General features: G+C 62.9%; 28 protein-coding genes. 14 read left to right on the plus strand and 14 right to left on the minus strand.

Going from position 1 to position 14,558, the window contains the following annotated elements; genetic code table 11:
- Window positions 1-69 precede the first annotated feature (69 nt).
- The gene (locus BJF92_RS04950; protein WP_075633650.1) at window positions 70-273 is read right to left on the minus strand and encodes a hypothetical protein; all 204 of its coding nucleotides are present in this window, start codon (window positions 271-273) and stop codon (window positions 70-72) included.
- A gap of 289 nt (window positions 274-562) precedes the next feature.
- Here BJF92_RS04950 and BJF92_RS04955 point away from each other — a divergent pair, with 289 nt between their 5' ends.
- Both BJF92_RS04955 and BJF92_RS04960 read left to right on the plus strand, forming a co-directional pair.
- Window positions 563-811: a hypothetical protein gene (locus BJF92_RS04955; protein WP_075633651.1), complete on the plus strand. Its 249-nt coding sequence runs from the start codon at window positions 563-565 to the stop codon at window positions 809-811.
- A gap of 8 nt (window positions 812-819) precedes the next feature.
- Entirely contained in the window at window positions 820-1,125 is a 306-nt protein-coding gene (locus tag BJF92_RS04960; protein WP_143523941.1) for a DUF982 domain-containing protein, read from the plus strand.
- Window positions 1,126-1,473: 348 nt separating this feature from the next.
- On the opposite strand, the gene BJF92_RS04970 is transcribed toward BJF92_RS04960, so the two are convergent.
- Genes BJF92_RS04970 through BJF92_RS05010 form a run of 9 tightly spaced genes read right to left on the minus strand, consistent with a single transcriptional unit; the run spans window position 1,474 to window position 5,292 of the window.
- Window positions 1,474-1,770 carry a pyocin activator PrtN family protein gene (locus BJF92_RS04970; RefSeq protein ID WP_075633653.1) on the minus strand — a complete coding sequence of 99 codons (297 nt, stop codon included), beginning with the start codon at window positions 1,768-1,770 and terminating at the stop codon, window positions 1,474-1,476.
- The gene (locus tag BJF92_RS04975; protein ID WP_075633654.1) at window positions 1,757-2,113 is read right to left on the minus strand and encodes an HNH endonuclease signature motif containing protein; all 357 of its coding nucleotides are present in this window, start codon (window positions 2,111-2,113) and stop codon (window positions 1,757-1,759) included. Before BJF92_RS04975 ends, BJF92_RS04970 begins: the two co-directional genes overlap by 14 nt.
- On the minus strand, window positions 2,110-2,640 hold the full coding sequence (locus BJF92_RS04980) for a hypothetical protein (protein ID WP_075633655.1): 531 nt from the start codon (window positions 2,638-2,640) through the stop codon (window positions 2,110-2,112). The genes BJF92_RS04975 and BJF92_RS04980 overlap by 4 nt, the downstream gene beginning before the upstream one ends.
- Window positions 2,637-3,818 (minus strand): DNA polymerase III subunit beta, encoded by a 1,182-nt coding sequence (gene dnaN, locus BJF92_RS04985; protein ID WP_078057842.1) that lies wholly within the window; start codon window positions 3,816-3,818, stop codon window positions 2,637-2,639. The genes BJF92_RS04980 and dnaN overlap by 4 nt, the downstream gene beginning before the upstream one ends.
- Window positions 3,806-4,006 carry a hypothetical protein gene (locus BJF92_RS04990; protein WP_075633657.1) on the minus strand — a complete coding sequence of 67 codons (201 nt, stop codon included), beginning with the start codon at window positions 4,004-4,006 and terminating at the stop codon, window positions 3,806-3,808. Before BJF92_RS04990 ends, dnaN begins: the two co-directional genes overlap by 13 nt.
- Before the next feature lie 20 nt (window positions 4,007-4,026).
- On the minus strand, window positions 4,027-4,206 hold the full coding sequence (locus BJF92_RS04995) for a hypothetical protein (RefSeq protein WP_075633658.1): 180 nt from the start codon (window positions 4,204-4,206) through the stop codon (window positions 4,027-4,029).
- Window positions 4,203-4,892, minus strand: a complete 690-nt coding sequence (locus BJF92_RS05000) for a hypothetical protein (RefSeq protein WP_075633659.1) — start codon at window positions 4,890-4,892, stop codon at window positions 4,203-4,205. Before BJF92_RS05000 ends, BJF92_RS04995 begins: the two co-directional genes overlap by 4 nt.
- On the minus strand, window positions 4,892-5,074 hold the full coding sequence (locus tag BJF92_RS05005; protein ID WP_075633660.1) for a hypothetical protein: 183 nt from the start codon (window positions 5,072-5,074) through the stop codon (window positions 4,892-4,894). Before BJF92_RS05005 ends, BJF92_RS05000 begins: the two co-directional genes overlap by 1 nt.
- Entirely contained in the window at window positions 5,071-5,292 is a 222-nt protein-coding gene (locus tag BJF92_RS05010) for a hypothetical protein (protein ID WP_075633661.1), read from the minus strand. The genes BJF92_RS05005 and BJF92_RS05010 overlap by 4 nt, the downstream gene beginning before the upstream one ends.
- Before the next feature lie 173 nt (window positions 5,293-5,465).
- Between BJF92_RS05010 and BJF92_RS05015 the strand changes: the two genes are divergently transcribed.
- Window positions 5,466-6,119, plus strand: a complete 654-nt coding sequence (locus BJF92_RS05015) for a hypothetical protein (RefSeq protein WP_143523896.1) — start codon at window positions 5,466-5,468, stop codon at window positions 6,117-6,119.
- Between the two features lie 222 nt (window positions 6,120-6,341).
- Here BJF92_RS05015 and BJF92_RS24975 read toward each other — a convergent pair whose 3' ends face one another.
- A complete protein-coding gene (locus BJF92_RS24975) occupies window positions 6,342-7,088 on the minus strand; it encodes a helix-turn-helix domain-containing protein (protein WP_245294669.1) in 747 nt (248 codons plus the stop codon).
- Here BJF92_RS24975 and BJF92_RS05025 point away from each other — a divergent pair.
- A complete protein-coding gene (locus tag BJF92_RS05025; RefSeq protein ID WP_075633664.1) occupies window positions 7,087-7,287 on the plus strand; it encodes a hypothetical protein in 201 nt (66 codons plus the stop codon). The two genes, BJF92_RS24975 and BJF92_RS05025, sit on opposite strands and share 2 nt — an antisense overlap.
- Before the next feature lie 26 nt (window positions 7,288-7,313).
- Here BJF92_RS05025 and BJF92_RS05030 read toward each other — a convergent pair whose 3' ends face one another.
- Window positions 7,314-7,574, minus strand: a complete 261-nt coding sequence (locus BJF92_RS05030) for a hypothetical protein (protein ID WP_143523898.1) — start codon at window positions 7,572-7,574, stop codon at window positions 7,314-7,316.
- A 346-nt stretch (window positions 7,575-7,920) separates the two neighbouring features.
- On the opposite strand from BJF92_RS05030, the gene BJF92_RS05035 reads away from it, so the two are divergent.
- The 6 genes from BJF92_RS05035 to BJF92_RS05060 all read left to right on the plus strand — a co-directional run bounded on the left by BJF92_RS05035 (window position 7,921) and on the right by BJF92_RS05060 (window position 11,074).
- Window positions 7,921-8,373, plus strand: a complete 453-nt coding sequence (locus tag BJF92_RS05035) for a hypothetical protein (RefSeq protein ID WP_075633666.1) — start codon at window positions 7,921-7,923, stop codon at window positions 8,371-8,373.
- Window positions 8,370-8,576 (plus strand): hypothetical protein, encoded by a 207-nt coding sequence (locus tag BJF92_RS05040; protein ID WP_075633667.1) that lies wholly within the window; start codon window positions 8,370-8,372, stop codon window positions 8,574-8,576. The genes BJF92_RS05035 and BJF92_RS05040 overlap by 4 nt, the downstream gene beginning before the upstream one ends.
- Window positions 8,576-8,917: a helix-turn-helix domain-containing protein gene (locus BJF92_RS24980; protein ID WP_075633668.1), complete on the plus strand. Its 342-nt coding sequence runs from the start codon at window positions 8,576-8,578 to the stop codon at window positions 8,915-8,917. The genes BJF92_RS05040 and BJF92_RS24980 overlap by 1 nt, the downstream gene beginning before the upstream one ends.
- Before the next feature lie 98 nt (window positions 8,918-9,015).
- On the plus strand, window positions 9,016-9,270 hold the full coding sequence (locus tag BJF92_RS24985; protein WP_143523942.1) for a DUF2312 domain-containing protein: 255 nt from the start codon (window positions 9,016-9,018) through the stop codon (window positions 9,268-9,270).
- Complete coding sequence (locus BJF92_RS05055; protein WP_078057844.1) at window positions 9,267-10,646, plus strand: MT-A70 family methyltransferase; 1,380 nt, start codon at window positions 9,267-9,269, stop codon at window positions 10,644-10,646. The genes BJF92_RS24985 and BJF92_RS05055 overlap by 4 nt, the downstream gene beginning before the upstream one ends.
- Complete coding sequence (locus BJF92_RS05060) at window positions 10,643-11,074, plus strand: hypothetical protein (protein WP_143523899.1); 432 nt, start codon at window positions 10,643-10,645, stop codon at window positions 11,072-11,074. The genes BJF92_RS05055 and BJF92_RS05060 overlap by 4 nt, the downstream gene beginning before the upstream one ends.
- 65 nt (window positions 11,075-11,139) lie before the next feature.
- Here the strand turns inward: BJF92_RS05060 and BJF92_RS05065 are convergent, their stop codons facing one another.
- Together BJF92_RS05065 and BJF92_RS05070 are read right to left on the minus strand one after the other, a co-directional pair.
- Window positions 11,140-11,571 (minus strand): type II toxin-antitoxin system HicB family antitoxin, encoded by a 432-nt coding sequence (locus tag BJF92_RS05065; RefSeq protein ID WP_075633670.1) that lies wholly within the window; start codon window positions 11,569-11,571, stop codon window positions 11,140-11,142.
- 66 nt (window positions 11,572-11,637) lie between these two features.
- Entirely contained in the window at window positions 11,638-11,835 is a 198-nt protein-coding gene (locus tag BJF92_RS05070) for a hypothetical protein (protein WP_075633945.1), read from the minus strand.
- A 110-nt stretch (window positions 11,836-11,945) separates the two neighbouring features.
- On the opposite strand from BJF92_RS05070, the gene BJF92_RS25940 reads away from it, so the two are divergent.
- From BJF92_RS25940 to nusG, 4 genes are read left to right on the plus strand one after another with little or no spacing between them, the layout of a single operon-like run.
- The gene (locus tag BJF92_RS25940; protein ID WP_075633671.1) at window positions 11,946-12,857 is read left to right on the plus strand and encodes a helix-turn-helix domain-containing protein; all 912 of its coding nucleotides are present in this window, start codon (window positions 11,946-11,948) and stop codon (window positions 12,855-12,857) included.
- Entirely contained in the window at window positions 12,850-13,149 is a 300-nt protein-coding gene (locus BJF92_RS05080; protein ID WP_143523900.1) for a hypothetical protein, read from the plus strand. Before BJF92_RS25940 ends, BJF92_RS05080 begins: the two co-directional genes overlap by 8 nt.
- On the plus strand, window positions 13,146-13,874 hold the full coding sequence (locus BJF92_RS05085) for a hypothetical protein (protein ID WP_143523901.1): 729 nt from the start codon (window positions 13,146-13,148) through the stop codon (window positions 13,872-13,874). The genes BJF92_RS05080 and BJF92_RS05085 overlap by 4 nt, the downstream gene beginning before the upstream one ends.
- Window positions 13,855-14,511 (plus strand): transcription termination/antitermination protein NusG, encoded by a 657-nt coding sequence (nusG, locus tag BJF92_RS05090; protein ID WP_075633674.1) that lies wholly within the window; start codon window positions 13,855-13,857, stop codon window positions 14,509-14,511. Before BJF92_RS05085 ends, nusG begins: the two co-directional genes overlap by 20 nt.
- Window positions 14,512-14,558: the final 47 nt, after the last annotated feature.

Raw genomic sequence — 14,558 nt, forward strand, 5'->3', positions numbered from 1 at the left:
CAGGCCTGAAGCTGCCGCGCGCTGCGCAGGATTCCGGTCGTTCCGGTCCGATGCCCTTAGCGAGCGGCGTCAGCCCCAGGCATAGGCCTGGAGCTCCTCCCGGGAAATCCGCGCCGGCCCCCGGCGGCTGCTGCGTTCGGGATTGGTGTATTCGAAGCGGCCCGGAACCGGCAGTTCCAGGGCCTGGCGAACGGTCATGATGCCGACATCCTGCCGTTCGTTGCCCCGCTTCAGGCTCACTTCGACAATCTGGGTCAGATGCTCCATATTCATCGTGCTTCTCCCTCATCCGTGCATTGGTTATGAGGCGCGTCCGAATTCCTCAGGCACAGTTACTGACACGATCGCGGTATTTATGAGGCGCCTCATGATCAGGATGACACAAGCATCCTGTGCCGCAAAGTGAATTTTTTGCTTAGAAGCATGATCGACAAACATTCCGTGTATTATTTTGCATTGATAATGCGGTGCAATAATATTGTCGCGGTGCGATATTTGCTTGCGAAGGGAACCTCTGTTCCGCTCAAGGGTTAAGAGAGGTTGAAAAACCAGGGAGAGACCCATGAGTTTTGCAGGTGATCTCAGAACCGGCTTTACCGGAGATGTCGAGCGCAAGGACAGCGCGACGGAAAAACTGAACAAGGCGGCGCAAAGCGCCCAGGCCGAAATCGGCGCGGTCGCGGCCCATGCCAAGGATCATCCTTCCGCCACCGCCATGTCGGCTCTGACCATCGCGGCCGTCGCCTTCCTCGCAGGCTATGTTCTGGGCCAGGGTCGGCGTGAGACGAATCGTTGGGACAGAATCTGGTGAGCGGCGTGATGGAAGAGGCAGGATCAGGCAACAGGATCATTATCCGCAAGCTCCTTTGGTCCCGGCCGATCGCGCTGAATTTTCACGGCAAGCAAGCCGATGTGAACGGCCCTTCCGAGGCGCTGGATTGGATGAGCCGCAACTGGCCGGACGCCCGCGGCCCCTGCTATGTCGCCGCCCGCTCGCTTTGTCGCGCGGCGATGAGCGGCCGGCGCAGCCCGGAAGAGGCGCGCGAAATGTTCCTCTCCGCCGCCGAGGAAGCCCGGTTATCGGCCTCCGTGGCCCGGAACAGCCTGCGGCAGCAGGAACATTGACAGCGGACGGGGAGGCAGCTGAGCAAAGCTGCCTTCTTGCGTCAGGGCGCGTGCACTGCAGCTGTCCGGGCGGCAGAGGTGCAGGGCTGGCCTTCGCGGTTGAACAGGCTTATATCAACGCCGATTACCGCACGATTGCATTCATCATGCATCCGGCAGCGCCCTTCACCCGCGAGACGACCATGACCGAAACGACCGCCGGCGCGCCCTCCGTCGCCACGGCCTGCGCACAGCGCTATTTTCACGGCCCAATCTTCGCCGTCGCCCCCATGATCGATTGGACGATTTGTCGGAAATAATATAATAAATTCAATCCTGTCTTGCCGTCTGTAGCAATTTTGTAGCTGCTTAGCTGCGGTGTAGCTGTTGAAATTCCTTCAAGGCTGCCTCCCGCCTTGCGTCAAGATAATCCGCCAGATCCTGCAGATAAACGCCCTTGTGGCATTTCTGCGACCCTTCCATTCGAACGACCGGCAAGGCAATTTCGCCCGCGCTCGCCTTCCTCAAGAGCTTTTCCGGCGTGAGGTGAGCAAAGTAGTCGCGGCAGACATCCTCGATCGGAATAACCGCCTTGCCGCCATACTGGGCGAACAGAAGGAATGGCGTCGAGAATGCCGGCGCCGCCGTGCTCTCAGCGTTGCGCATCGGTTGTCTCCTCACAGATGATCGCCGCGCGCCGGGCTTCCCACATGCGCAGCTTGTTGCGCTTGCGGGTGACGAGCTGGACGTGGTTGAGATTGTCGGGGTTGACGCAAAGACGGTTGCGGCAGACGTGGTCGAGTTCTCGGGTAGACGGAATTAGGCCGTGCTCGTTTGTCCACATGGCCTTGTGGACGGCGACGGTCTGGCCGGAGAGGCTCATGCGGGGATAGCCAGCGCCGCGGCCTTCCTCGCCGGAGGTCGGGCCTGTCCAGATCCAGCAACCGGTTTCCTCGTCGATCCGGACGCGCGCCATGATGCGGGCGCGGATCTCCTCGCGGCGGCTCATTGATCGCGCATCCAGTTGTCGAACTCGGCGCGCAGGGAAATCCAGCGGCCGGCCGCGTCCGGATCGGTGTTCAGCGCCTTGCGTGACGAGATCTGCAGGGCAGTCCGGACGGCGGCGGCGCAATCTTCTTTTTCGGCGGATGCCGCGCCATGGCGGGCGAGCATGAACTGTTGAAACGGCGCATCCTGGCAGCGCATCGCGCATTCGGTCGTAAAGTCCGGCGGCGGCTTCGATGTGTCGGACGGGCCGAGCTGCGCCTGCAGGGCGCGGTAGGCGCGCACCGATTCCTCCCGCAGGCAGAGCAGCGCGGCGATATAGGTCGGCGCCTTGCTCATCATCTGCCTGTCGTCATAAGGGCAGTCCGATAGGATATGTGCAATTGGCTCATAAGAGCGGGTGCGCTCGTCGAAGCGGCACAGTTCGGCGCGGCCGGTCTTCGCGTTGTACCCCTCGCCCCATTTAATGGAGGCGAGGCCGTGCACTTCCATGATTTCCGGCAGGAGCCGTCTGGCGATCTCGGGCGTCATGCGGCGCCCCCGAAGGCGTGCAGGCGCGGCCGCATATAGACGACAAGAAAAACATCGTCACTCTCTCCGAGGGGCCGCACCATCAGAACGGAATTGTCCTGTCCCATAGGGGCAATGGTCAGCTCCACGTCGATGGCCACCATGGCTTCAAGCGTGCGCAAGAGCCGGCCCGAAGGCGCGCAGAAAGACCATGGATCACTCATTTCCACGGGAACGCTGTCCTGTGCGCCTGTCCCGTTTGCGCCGACGATCTGCAAGGTCATCTGCCCCTCAGACGCATCCAGCGTAATCGGGTCCTTCATGCCGTCATCCATGGCGGCGCATGAGCGCCGGACAGCGCCGAGCAATTCGGAGAGGCTGGCAACGATCGTCTTCCCGTCTCCAGGGATCATACGCCAATATTCCGGAAAACAACCGTCGATCAGCTTCGAGATGACCTCGACCCCGTCGCATTCCACCGCGAAATGGTTGCTGGTCGCCGCGATCCGGCAACGCCCTTTCATATCGGCGAGCAGCTTGGCGATGAGTTCCGCCAGCCGCCCGGGCACGATCACATGCGGGAAGTTCTTATTCATATCGTGGCAGGGCAGCACGGCGGGCGAGTCGCCGCGCGCGGTCGTCTTGGCCAGCCAAAGCCCATCCGTGGCGGCGAAGTCGATGCCATCACCGTCGCGTGTCTTGTGCAGGCAGATGCCCCGCAGATATTCGCGGCCCTCGCTGCGATCATAGGCGTGCGCCACCCTGCGCAGCCCTCTGGCGATCAGCTCCGCGTCCATGTCAGCCCATGCGAAATTCTCGGTGCTGCGCATGCAGGGAAAGTCCGTGCCCGGAAGGATGGGCAGGGAGTATCGGGATTTGCCGGCCGAGAGATTGATATGGTCGCGGCCGCGCCCGTCCGAAAAGGTGATCTCGGATGCTTCCGGCAGAGCGTTGACGACCTCGCGCAGCTTGACGGCAGGCAAGGCGAAGCTCCTGGGTGCGCCAGGCTCCGCCGTCTCGACCCGAGCCGAGATCTCGATATCAAGATTTGTGCCGCGCAGGCTTAACCCCTGGTCATCAATGACGACATGGACATGCGTGAGGATCGGGATCTTGCTGGAGCGATCCACCGCGCCGAGTACGCGCGAGAGCGCCGGCAGCAATGCGCTGCGATGGACGACGGTGTTTACAGACGCCATGGCTTCGCCCCGTTGATGGTGCCGACAAGGCGGCGCTCGTGGTCCGGTGGGCGAAGATCGAAATCCGTGCCGAACAGGTCATAGAGCTGATGGAGCAGCTCGGCATGCGGGCGCTCTTCGGCGACGGCGCGGTAAAGGCGCTCGATGTCGCCGTAATCCACCTGACTGGTGGGCACTGGGTTGTCCATGGCGAAATCCCTTCGAGTGGTCAGCGCAGGACGAGGGCCAGCGCGCCGAGGGCGTGAGGAAGGAGGGCGAGCGGGAGGACGATGGCGACGCCGCAGACGAGGCCGCGGCTGAAATCGATCCAGCGCTCTTGCGTGGCGAGCGCCGCCAGGCGGGCGGTCTCGTGTTCGTCGGGGAGGATGGAGCGCAGCGCGGTGGTCATGCCGCATCCCCTTCCACCTGCGGAGGCGTGAACGCCTCCATGCGCTGGACAACCTTGTCCTCCGGCTTGCCGCCGGCGGCGAGATGCGCCTCGAAGCTCGCGCGCAGGGCCTGCGGGTCCTGCGGGTTGCCCTGGCCATCCGTCCAGCTTTCCGGCTCATCGATCATGCTGCGATAGGTCGGGGCGCAGCTTTCGCAAAGCGAGTTTTCCTCACCCCAGCAGTAGAGATCACCAGGGCGAACCGCCTTGCGGCAGCCCTCGCAGGACAGGCCGTCCTCATCGTCCTTGAGTGATGGCGGGAAATAGTCTTGGTTACGGGTCTCGCCGAAGGCGACGGCGCGCGGGTGCAGGCCGTGTCGCTCGATCCAGTCGGCGATGACGGCATTGAGCAGCCCGTCCAGTTCGGCATTCTCGTCGTCCGTGCAGAAAAAGTCGGGGCCGTCCTCGCCGAAGGCGCCCCCATTGACGTCATCGATCATCTCGGAGAGATCGCCGTTACCGGCGAAGTCGCTGAAGATTTCATAATGCAGCACGGCCTTATCCGCCTCGACGATCGTGAAATTCCCCTGCGGGAATGCCTTGTGCGCGGCCTCGATGATCCCCGACCAGTCGTCGGCTCCGATCCGGTAAACTTCCGGGTCCTTGCCTTCGCCGGCCCACCATTTGAAAACACCGTCGCCCGCCATCACAGCGCCCCCACGAACAGGAGGAGGCCGGCCATCCACAGGGCCAGCGCGACGAGGCCGGCAATGCCGCACCAGAGCAGCCGGCGGCGAGCCGTACGCTCTGCCGCCCTCGCGCGCGCCAGACGCTCGGCCTGGCGCGCGGCTGCCGGCTGCGGCCCGAAACGATCCGGTCGCGCCATCATCGCGCGGCGCTCCGGGGCGCAATCTCGCGCTGCCACTGGCTGTTGGCGAGATCGCGCGCGGCGTCGCCATGCGCGTCCAGCTGCTCCTTCGTGAAATGCGCGCGCAGCTGGCTTTCGTGGCAGCCTTCGCCGTAGTGGCGCATCTTGTCGCAGATGGCCTCGGCCACGGGGTGGAGTTTGGTGATGGTCTCGACGACGGCGGCTTTGGTCTTGGACATGGTGCCCTCCTGGGCATAGCTTGCGTGGAAGTTGTGTTTCCGATTGCGCTCTCGGCGTCACGTCGGGCATGGTTAAAGGGCGGGAGCGGCGGCCTAGGCAGGGCGCGCCGCTCCCTTCATCCACCGCAGGAACGTAGGAAGCATGCGATGAACGATGTGAAAGTAGACAAGGGATGGGGGCCGAGGCAGCCCGTTCTTTCCGAACCGAAGCCCAATGGGGGGCCTGCGGGGCCACGCCAGCCGAGCGCACCGCCGCCGCCCCCGGTCAAAAAGTAGGACGAGCGATGGACCGCGACCTGATCCGTTTCAATGTGCTGAGAAATGCGCTTTATCACACGTCGCGGCGGCTCACCTTCGAGCGCTGGAACCGCTGGTGCAACCTGGCGGTTCTTCTTCTGGGCGCAAGCGCCTTCGCGGAAGCCAGCCGCCGCCTGCAGATCAGCGAAATTGCGCTTTACACGGGCTTTGCCACGGCCCTGATCGGTGGATTGCAGCTCGTCTTCGATTTTGCCGGCAAGGCCCGCGACCATCAGGCGCTGCAACGCGATTACTACCACCTGCTGGCCGATATCGAGGAATGCACCGACGCGACTGATGCGGTGCGCGCCGCCTGGCAGGGGCGCATATCGCGTATCGCTGCCGACGAACCGCCCATGCTTCGCGCGCTGGACGCCAAGGCCTACAACGATGCGTTGGCCGGCATGGTCGGCTTTCCGCAGGACCAGCGCCTGATCATTCCCGCGTGGCACCGCATTTTCGGCCAGTTCTGGGCCTTCGAAGGGCACAATTACCGGATGGTCTGCGAAGTGCCGGGCAAGAGCGCCTAAGCGACTTGCTGCATGGGTGTTGTCTGGTGACATAGAAAAGCCGCTCCATGGGAACCCATGGGCGGCGCGGTATGCGAGACCTGTTCAGCGCCGTCCGGTATGGGATGACGCAACGTAATGGGCAAAATCCCATTATGTCAATGGGCAAAATCCCATCACACAGGCGCAAAGCCAGCAACGGCAAATTCACCGCATGTTATGCCTTGCGATTTTTGGAGATCCTCACTCTTTCGAGATGGCGTAAACGACCTTGCCGATGACAGTGACTTCGTCACCATCATGCATTCCGTCTTCTAAAGAAATGGGCGCCTGAAACAGAGGATCGGTTGATTCTGGCAAGAGCCATAAGCGACCATTATCGTCTTTATGAAGAAGCTTAACAGTGTGCTCGACTTCCCCTGATGCTCTTTTGCGCTCAACAATATAGCGCTTTCCGGGGATGGGACGCTCTCTCGTTTCAATTAGCTTCGTAAAAACGACAACAGTATTTTCTGGGTAGCGCTTATTCATAGATGGGCCGCGCGTTTCTGCCGCATACAGAGGTTTTGACTTCAACTCTGCATCATCCGGCACGAAGACATCATAGCGTCTCTCTGTCAGCCATTCCCAGCTTTCTTCCCAAATTCCAGCTTGAACGAATGCGCGTACTTCAACTCTGCGCAGTTTTATTTCTGGAGACTTTGCTTCTCCCAATAGAAACGACACCGGTTTTTTTAAAACAACGGCGAGTGACATGAAGTGATCAATCTTGGGTGTTCTGTCACGCTCTAAAATATCGCGCACAAAGGTCTCGCCCATGCCCGCAGCAATGGACGCCTCTTTCATGCTTAACCCTTGTTCATCAAGTGCTTGACGCACTCGTTCTTTCCATCCGCCAGACATGGAGGGACATTGCCCAACGTGCCAACGGAAGTCACTTGGGTTATAGCCCATTGACAAATGGGCTTTTGCCCATGATGGTTTAGGCATGATCACAGTTCAATCCATCATTGATAGCATTGAGGCCCACTGTCACGCCCGTGGGATTGCGGAGACGACGTTCGGTAAGCGTGCGGTCAACGATGGAAAACTCTTGGCGCGCTTGCGTGCAGGCAAGTCGATCAGCATCGACACCTACAATCGCATTCAAGAAGTTTTGCAAAGTGATACGCGGGAGGCCGCCGAGTGACGACCTCCGTCTTTGGAATCTCTGGCTCAGCTTTGAAATTCTTCGGCAATTGCGGTCGCTGCTGCGAAGGCGCCGTCTGCGAAGTCATCGAAGTTCTCATTTCCCGCTGCGACAGTCTCGGGCGCGCTGGCTTTGAGCTCGCGGGCGGCATTCAGCAGGGTCTCAAGAATGTCTGCGCCGCTTTGATGGGTTTTGAGGATCATCCCGACAGCTTGAGCGAGGATGGCGGTCCGACCGAGCATTGTGGCGTCGGCGGATTCCAACTGCATGATGTCGAATTGTGTCACGTCCATTATTCTTGCTCCGAAAAGTTGTGGCGATTGATCGGAGCACTGTGGCGTCCAGACGTCAAGCATGGCGTCTGGACGCTTGCGCTGCGCCTTCAGCGGGGAAGCCGAATGACGCGCCCCGCGCCTCGCTCTCCTCCCGCGCGGCTCGCCCCCCTCTCGGGCTGCGCCAGCGGCGCCGGCGCTCCTCCCTCGGCCGGCGCCGCTTTTTGCTTTCGTCTCGGTCGCTTTCGTCTGCCATGCGGGCCTCCTTGATCTGATGGCCCTTTGATAGTCCGCGCAGGGCGCGGCTTCACGGAATCCTTTTCCCTTCGATTTTCCTTGACCTCTTTTCGGGGCTCTCTTCGTGCGCGCTATTTCCGACCATCATGCTCAAACCATCAAGGCGGCCACGGCAGCCGGTATCGAGGCGCTCGGAGGCGTCCGCCGGGCGTCGGACGCGCTGCGCGTCGGCTCGTCGACCCTGACGAAATATGCTTCGACCGCGCCGGAATGGGCTGACAGCTTCATCCGGCTGGATCTGGCGGTTGAGATGGACCGCCGCACCCATCATCCGTTCCTGCTCACGGCGATGTCGCGGCTTGTCGGCGACCAGCCTGTGCCCGGCTTTGGCGAGGTGACGGCGCTTGCCATCCTGCGGCTGGATGGCGTGCTTGACGATGTCGTGCGCGAGGTGGCGCGCGCGATCGAGGATGGCCACGTGGACGCGCGCGAGCGCCAGGCCGTGCGCGCCCGGATCGTCGCCGCGAAGCAGGAACTGGCCCGCCTCGACGCGCTGATGATCGGGGGTGCGGGATGAGCGACACCAGCGCCCTCGAAATTCAGCGCGCTATCGAACGCCTATCCGCCCTCTCGCCCGATGACAGAGAGGCGTTCAACCTAGCCGTGACGCTGGCCACGTTGCTCGGGCTGCGCCGCGGCCTTCCGGACCAGCAGATGCTTGTCGCGCTTCATGCGGCCATGCGCCATCTGCGCACTCGCCAATCCCACGAGGTGCATTAATGGCCTCACCCCGCAAACCCGCCCGCCCGCTGGTGGCGATGACCATCTATGTGCCTGAACAGGCCCTGCCGACGCTGGATCGGCAGGGCCGCGCGCGGGGCTTGAGCCGCACGCAATGGGCCGGCCAGCTGTTCGACGCCGGCTTTGCCGCTGCCTGCGCGCGGGAAAAGAGCATGCCGGTTCTCGACTCCGATCTCGACGCCATCCTTGGCGCGACGCTGCTTTTGCGCGCGCGCGAGGGCTGGGATGTGCCCGCGCTCGCCAAGGCGCTCGGCGTGCCGGAGGCGACGATCGAGCGGATTCTCGATGGCTGGAGCGATTACCGGAGGGCCTCGCTGTGAGCGAATACGACCACTATACGCCGCGCGCCTTCTCGCCGCCGGACCCGGAAGCCGCCGACGAGCGCCGCGCCATCAAGTCGGCCGTGAAATCCGAGGGGGTGCAGGTGGCGAACGACCATCTGCGCAGCTTCATCGAGCGGATCGAGCGGCTGGAGGAAGACAAGAAGACGATCGCCGACGACATCAAGGATGTCTATGGCGAGGCCAAGGCCACGGGATTTGACACGAGGATCCTGCGCAAGGTGATCGCTATCCGGAAACAGGATGCCAGCGCGCGCGCCGAGCAAGAAGCCGTTCTCGACAGCTATCTTGCGGCGCTGGGCATGATCGAGAGCGACGGGGGCGAGGCATGACGGCGCTCGGCGAACGGCAGCTCGCGGCCCTGTCGACGGCAGTCGAACAGGGCTTTTTCGATGATGGCGGGGACAGCGGCGCGCGGAAGGCGGCCACGGCGCTGAATATGCAGGGCCTGCTGGCGCGCGACCCCAAGCGCGGCGGGGTCTGGTATCCGACCGTCACCGGCACCGAGCGGGTGGCAGAGGCGCCGGCCGCCCGGCCGGGCGCGGATGGACCTTATCAGGTGATGCCGCCGCTTTCGGATCAGGACTACGCGGCGCTGAAAGCCGATATTGCCGCCCATGGCGTGAAATCCCCGGTCGATTATGACGAGGCCGGCAACATTCTGGACGGGCACCACCGCGTGGCGATCTGCCGCGAGCTGGGTCTGAACGACTGGCCGCGCTTCGTGCGCAAGGGATTGAGCGAGGAGGCCAAGCGGGACTTTGCCCTGTCGATCAACCTGCTGCGGCGTCACCTCTCGCTTGCGCAGCGCCGGGCCATCGCGGCCGCCGAGCTGCGGGCGAAGCCGGAGAGTTCGGCGCGCGCCATCGCCGAAAAGGTAGGCGTGGATCACAAGACGGTCGGCGCTATCCGCAAGGAGATGGAGAGCACTGGGGAAATTCCCCAGTCGAAAACCGTCGTCGGCCGCAATGGCGTGCGCAAGCCGGCCGTGCAGCCGATCCGCACCATGTACCTGCCGGAAAAGGCGAATGTGCGCGAGGTGAAAGCGGTCGCCAAGGCGATCCGCACAGCCGAAATGGCCACATCGCGCACCATCAAGAAAGGCCTGATCCGCGCCATTGCCGAGAAGGGCGAGATCCGCGCCGGCCATCTGCCGCGCGCGGCCTTTCCGGTCGGCTATGCCGATCCGCCCTGGGAACAGCAGGCGTGGAGCGACGAGACGGGGCAGGATCGGGGCTTACCCTATCCGCCCATGCCGCTCGACGCCATCAAGGGCTTGTGTGCCGGCGAGGCCTCGCCTTTCACGCGGGACGCCGTGCTGTTTCTCTGGGTCACGACCTCGCGTCTGGCGGATGGCATCGACGTTCTGCGCGCCTGGGGCTTTGCCTATGTCTCGGCCATCACGTGGGACAAGGAGCTGATCGGCCTGGGCCGATGGGTGCGCGACCGCACCGAACATCTGCTGATCGGCAAGCGCGGCAATTTTCCGGGCCTGACCGAAGGCACGCAACCAGCCTCGCTCTTTGCCGAGCGCCGGCAGGGCCATTCGCGCAAGCCGGAAGCGATCGCGCGGATGATCGACCGGCTGTTTCCCGACCTCCCGAAGATCGAGCTGTTCCAGCGCGCCGAGAGCCTGGCGCTGGACGATGTCAGGCGGGGCGACGGCTGGCACCTTTGGGGATTTGAGGCGGGGGAGACTGCGCCATGAATACGCGAGTTTTGCGCATGTGCGCACGCAGCCCTTACCACGGCGACAATTCGCGTACCGTCTCAGCGCTCGGCGATCTGCAGCCGACCGTCTTCGGCGTCGAGGGTCGGCGCTTGGATCTTCGGACCCTAGAGCGTTCGCCGGGTCCGGGCCGGATCGTCTTTAGCTGCGGCGCACTGATTGCGCATCCTCTCTATGGCGAAACGTGGTGCGTGATGACCTATGAGCTGCCACGCCAGAAGAACGCGGCCAAGGCCGCTTTGGCCGAGCTGGAAGCCTGCGCGCGGGACGGCAGGCCGACGCCTGCACGCGCCGCATGGGACAGGTATTGCGCGGAAAAGGCTGCGGCAAAGGCGACGCGGGCCAGCGCACCGGCAAGGCATGTGCACTCAACGGGCCAATTCGATCTTCTTGGAGCGCTGCTGTGAGAGCAAATCTCCTTGGCGTCGGCGAGGCCGAACCGCGCCTGTCCACCAGCTCAAGCGGCGGAATGCTATTCCGCCGCCTCCAGGCCGATCACCAGCCTTTGTCCCATGGCGGCCAGAGCAGCGGCCATCAGCGGCAGCTTCGTGGACGTGTCAGGGTCGAGCAGGCGGCGCGCTTCCTTCTCATCCTTTCCGATCCGGCGCGCCAGCTCGCTGCGCGAAATCCCCGCCGCGCGGAAGGTTTCGATCAGCGCAATCTTCATGGCCACCTCGGGCGCGGGCGCCACCATCACGCCCTCCGTTGCCGTGGGGACGGGCAAGGTGCGACCCATCTCCAGATAGGTCAGGAGCGCCACGCCAAGCGCATCTTCGGCCATGGCGCGCGCATCGGCCATATCCTCGCCCTCGGTGATGGCCTCGGGCACATCGGCGAAGGTGACGGTAAAGCCGCCCTCGCGCTCGGTCGGCTCAAAGGTGGCGGCGTAAGCATAGGTCTTCATGGTCATCTTCCTCATGGTTTCAGATGGGCCAGTCGCTTCAGAAGGGAGAGAGCAGAAAGCTGGGGCTCACGTGAGCCCCAGCGCCTTTCGGATCTTCGCGGCGGTCTTCGGGTCGATTTCCCGGCTCGGGAGGGTGGTGAAGCGGTCTGCGAACCAGACCGTTGCATGCCCGCCTTTGCCTCTGGATTTCGATACCCGGAAGAAAACGCCCCGGATTTTCGCTTCCTGTCTCAGCTCCGCGATGAAGCGGTCTCTCTTGTCCATCTCCGTCTCCGTTTCGATGAAGACACTATCGGACATTTTTGTCCGAACGTCAAGCGAAGTCGGATAAAAATATCCGAATTTTGCGGGCGGAAATTTGAGGAGGTGGGCCGGTGAGCATCACCATCATGGCACGCCTGTTCAAGGCGCGGCTCGGAACGGCAAACCGCAAGATTCTGGCCATTCGTCTCGCGGATTTCGCCGATGACGAGGGGCGCGGCATCTGGCCGACCGTGGGGCGCCTGAGCGCGGAAACGGAACTGTCCGAACGCACCGTGCAGCGCATCCTGAAAGAGTTTGTCGACGAGGGCTTGCTAGTCGAGGTCAGCAGGGCAAATGGCCGGCCGGGACAGGCCACGCGCTACGATTTCGACCTGTCCGTTCTCGGCCGCATCATCGACGGAATGCAGGAAAACGATCCTATCGACGACGGGTGTCAGGCTGGCACGGGTGTCACCGTGTCACCCGTACGGGTGACAAATGAGCGGGAGACGGGTGACAATGGCGACATAGACGGGTGTCACCGTGACACCCGAACCATAATAGAACCATTAGATCATCCATCAAGAAAACAGGATGCGCGCGAACAGGGTCGGGAAAATGATCCTGACGCTTCGCCAAAATCCGCGCTTGCCGAGCTGACGACGGTTCTCGATGTCGAGACCGCTCGGGCCGTGATGGAGCATCGACGCACCATCCGCCGTCCACTGACGCCACATGCCGCCCGTCTCCTGGCCCGGAAGTTCGCGCAGATGCCGGACCCGAGGCATGCCGCGGATGTCATGATCGGCAATGGCTGGCAGGGCTTCGATCCGTCCTGGGTCAAGGACCGGCCATCCTCCCGCGCATCGCCTTCCGCCCCCCAGAGGCCGGAAACCGCTCACCAGAAACTGAAATCCGCCATTCGCAGCGCACGGGAGATCGAGCATGACCTTGGAAGCCGCAGAGGAAATCAGCCGGTTGATGGACGCCTACGGCTCGGCGGCCTCGACGGTGAGCGAGGAGCTGATGGTTTCGATGATTGAGCTTGCCTCCGGCTTCCCGGTCGAGATCGTGGCGCGCGTTGTCGACCGCTTCCGGCACGGCGCGGTCAAGGGGCAATCGCTGGTCTATCCGCCCTCCCTGCCGCTCCTGGCGGAAGCCCTGCGCGACGAACGGCCAAGGGCGGGCGAGCCGGGCTATGAATCGCCGCGCGACTACCGGCGCAAGCTGATCGAACAGAACCGGGTTGCCGCCGTGGTGCACAGCGAGGCCGAAAAGCGGGCCGTGCGGATGAAACTGCAGCAGTTCCACGCACAGCGGGGGATTGCCGAATGAGCACAGAAGCCCCTTCACGCCGCGCCCTCATGCCCCAGATGCGGCAGGCTCACAAGGATTGGCCGACCTTCAAGGACGACAGCGCCACGAAGGTCGAGCGGGCGTTTCTGGCGCTCGACGAGGACGATCGCAAGCTTGCTCTCGACAGGGTTTCCGCCTTCCTGCGCAAGCGGGAGGCTCTCGGCCAGAACTCGGGCTCGTTCGGTGATTATCTTCGCCGACGCCTCTGGGAAGGCCTGACCGAACAGGACCTTCGCGACGCAGCCCCGGCCTGCCTGTACTCGCGTTTCAGCCGCGCATGGTATGGGGCCGTTCTCGCCACCTTGCTTAAACCCGAAGCGCCTTTGCCGCGTCTCACGCGCTTCCAGCAAGTCGAGATTGCCAAGGGTGGGCCGATTGCCGCGCGCATCCTGCAGGACCGGCGCGCGCTTTATGGCTGGCCCGCCGTGCACGGCCTCTATGCCGCCAAGGCGGTCAAGGTGCCTGCGGGGATCGCTGAGGCTTCGCGCAGCTTCGTGGCCGTGCCGGCCGGCTCTGACGCGCTCGCCACGTGGGAGGCTGCCTTTCGTTCGCGTGGCTGGCCCTGGCCGGATCTCGGCACGCACCAATGGCACCACTTCCCGCCGCTGGAAGGGCTGCGCATGCAGGACGTGGATGCGGCGCTTGCTGCCTTTGAACGCGCCTTGAGCGGGGATCGGACGGGTGATGATGCAGATCAGGCGTGATTTCGATGCGGCGCAGGCGCTGTCCCTGCGGGCCGAGGCGGACGAACGAAACCGAATCACGGTCTCCCATCTGTCGATGGCCAGCCGCCGAATCGTTGAGGATTATCCGGAATCCGCTCACTGGTACGCATTGCAGGTCTGGGAACGGCGAGAGCTGGCTGTGGAAAAGTCTCTGCAGGATGCGGCCGTCATAGCCGTTGTGCCCGTCGAGGAAGGGGAGGAAGTCATTCGCAGAGGGCGGAAATGGCGCACTCCTGACCGGCCTTGGATGCCTGGTTATGTCTTGGTCAAGATCGTCTGGAGCGCCGCTGCGGCCATGGCCTTGCGACGCCAGAAGCATGTTATCGGTATTGTCGGCGGGCTGGAAAGACCGGTCCGAATCCCTGATAAAAATGTCAGGGATTTCAGCGCCGATATCAGCCAGCGCATAGAGGCAGAGCGCCAGCGTAAGGCGGACTGGTCTTACCCCTTCCGCCTCGGCCAGTTGATCCGGATTAACTGCGGTCCCTTCCTTGGCTTTACCGGTGAGCTGATGATCATGCGCAATGGAAAGCCGCCCCACGGTCAGGCGATAATCGGCATTTTCGGTCGTGAGACGCCTGTGGATATGCCTCTTGCGTGTTTCGATGTTCTGTGAGCTTCATAGCTGCGGATGATCTGCGATCTCAGTGCACCCTTGGGGCT

Source organism: Xaviernesmea rhizosphaerae, assembly GCF_001938945.1.
Taxonomy (GTDB): domain Bacteria; phylum Pseudomonadota; class Alphaproteobacteria; order Rhizobiales; family Rhizobiaceae; genus Xaviernesmea; species Xaviernesmea rhizosphaerae.

Bases quoted from the DNA above. Each gene is read 5' to 3' on its own strand.
- BJF92_RS04950 (WP_075633650.1), bottom strand. From the start codon at position 273: ATGAATATGGAGCATCTGACCCAGATTGTCGAAGTGAGCCTGAAGCGG.
- BJF92_RS04955 (WP_075633651.1), top strand. From the start codon at position 563: ATGAGTTTTGCAGGTGATCTCAGAACCGGCTTTACCGGAGATGTCGAG.
- BJF92_RS04960 (WP_143523941.1), top strand. From the start codon at position 820: ATGGAAGAGGCAGGATCAGGCAACAGGATCATTATCCGCAAGCTCCTT.
- BJF92_RS04970 (WP_075633653.1), bottom strand. From the start codon at position 1,770: ATGCGCAACGCTGAGAGCACGGCGGCGCCGGCATTCTCGACGCCATTC.
- BJF92_RS04975 (WP_075633654.1), bottom strand. From the start codon at position 2,113: ATGAGCCGCCGCGAGGAGATCCGCGCCCGCATCATGGCGCGCGTCCGG.
- BJF92_RS04980 (WP_075633655.1), bottom strand. From the start codon at position 2,640: ATGACGCCCGAGATCGCCAGACGGCTCCTGCCGGAAATCATGGAAGTG.
- dnaN (WP_078057842.1), bottom strand. From the start codon at position 3,818: ATGGCGTCTGTAAACACCGTCGTCCATCGCAGCGCATTGCTGCCGGCG.
- BJF92_RS04990 (WP_075633657.1), bottom strand. From the start codon at position 4,006: ATGGACAACCCAGTGCCCACCAGTCAGGTGGATTACGGCGACATCGAG.
- BJF92_RS04995 (WP_075633658.1), bottom strand. From the start codon at position 4,206: ATGACCACCGCGCTGCGCTCCATCCTCCCCGACGAACACGAGACCGCC.
- BJF92_RS05000 (WP_075633659.1), bottom strand. From the start codon at position 4,892: ATGGCGGGCGACGGTGTTTTCAAATGGTGGGCCGGCGAAGGCAAGGAC.
- BJF92_RS05005 (WP_075633660.1), bottom strand. From the start codon at position 5,074: ATGATGGCGCGACCGGATCGTTTCGGGCCGCAGCCGGCAGCCGCGCGC.
- BJF92_RS05010 (WP_075633661.1), bottom strand. From the start codon at position 5,292: ATGTCCAAGACCAAAGCCGCCGTCGTCGAGACCATCACCAAACTCCAC.
- BJF92_RS05015 (WP_143523896.1), top strand. From the start codon at position 5,466: ATGGGGGCCGAGGCAGCCCGTTCTTTCCGAACCGAAGCCCAATGGGGG.
- BJF92_RS05025 (WP_075633664.1), top strand. From the start codon at position 7,087: ATGATCACAGTTCAATCCATCATTGATAGCATTGAGGCCCACTGTCAC.
- BJF92_RS24975 (WP_245294669.1), bottom strand. From the start codon at position 7,088: ATGCCTAAACCATCATGGGCAAAAGCCCATTTGTCAATGGGCTATAAC.
- BJF92_RS05040 (WP_075633667.1), top strand. From the start codon at position 8,370: ATGAGCGACACCAGCGCCCTCGAAATTCAGCGCGCTATCGAACGCCTA.
- BJF92_RS24980 (WP_075633668.1), top strand. From the start codon at position 8,576: ATGGCCTCACCCCGCAAACCCGCCCGCCCGCTGGTGGCGATGACCATC.
- BJF92_RS05055 (WP_078057844.1), top strand. From the start codon at position 9,267: ATGACGGCGCTCGGCGAACGGCAGCTCGCGGCCCTGTCGACGGCAGTC.
- BJF92_RS05060 (WP_143523899.1), top strand. From the start codon at position 10,643: ATGAATACGCGAGTTTTGCGCATGTGCGCACGCAGCCCTTACCACGGC.
- BJF92_RS05065 (WP_075633670.1), bottom strand. From the start codon at position 11,571: ATGAAGACCTATGCTTACGCCGCCACCTTTGAGCCGACCGAGCGCGAG.
- BJF92_RS05070 (WP_075633945.1), bottom strand. From the start codon at position 11,835: ATGGACAAGAGAGACCGCTTCATCGCGGAGCTGAGACAGGAAGCGAAA.
- BJF92_RS05080 (WP_143523900.1), top strand. From the start codon at position 12,850: ATGATTGAGCTTGCCTCCGGCTTCCCGGTCGAGATCGTGGCGCGCGTT.
- BJF92_RS05085 (WP_143523901.1), top strand. From the start codon at position 13,146: ATGAGCACAGAAGCCCCTTCACGCCGCGCCCTCATGCCCCAGATGCGG.
- nusG (WP_075633674.1), top strand. From the start codon at position 13,855: ATGATGCAGATCAGGCGTGATTTCGATGCGGCGCAGGCGCTGTCCCTG.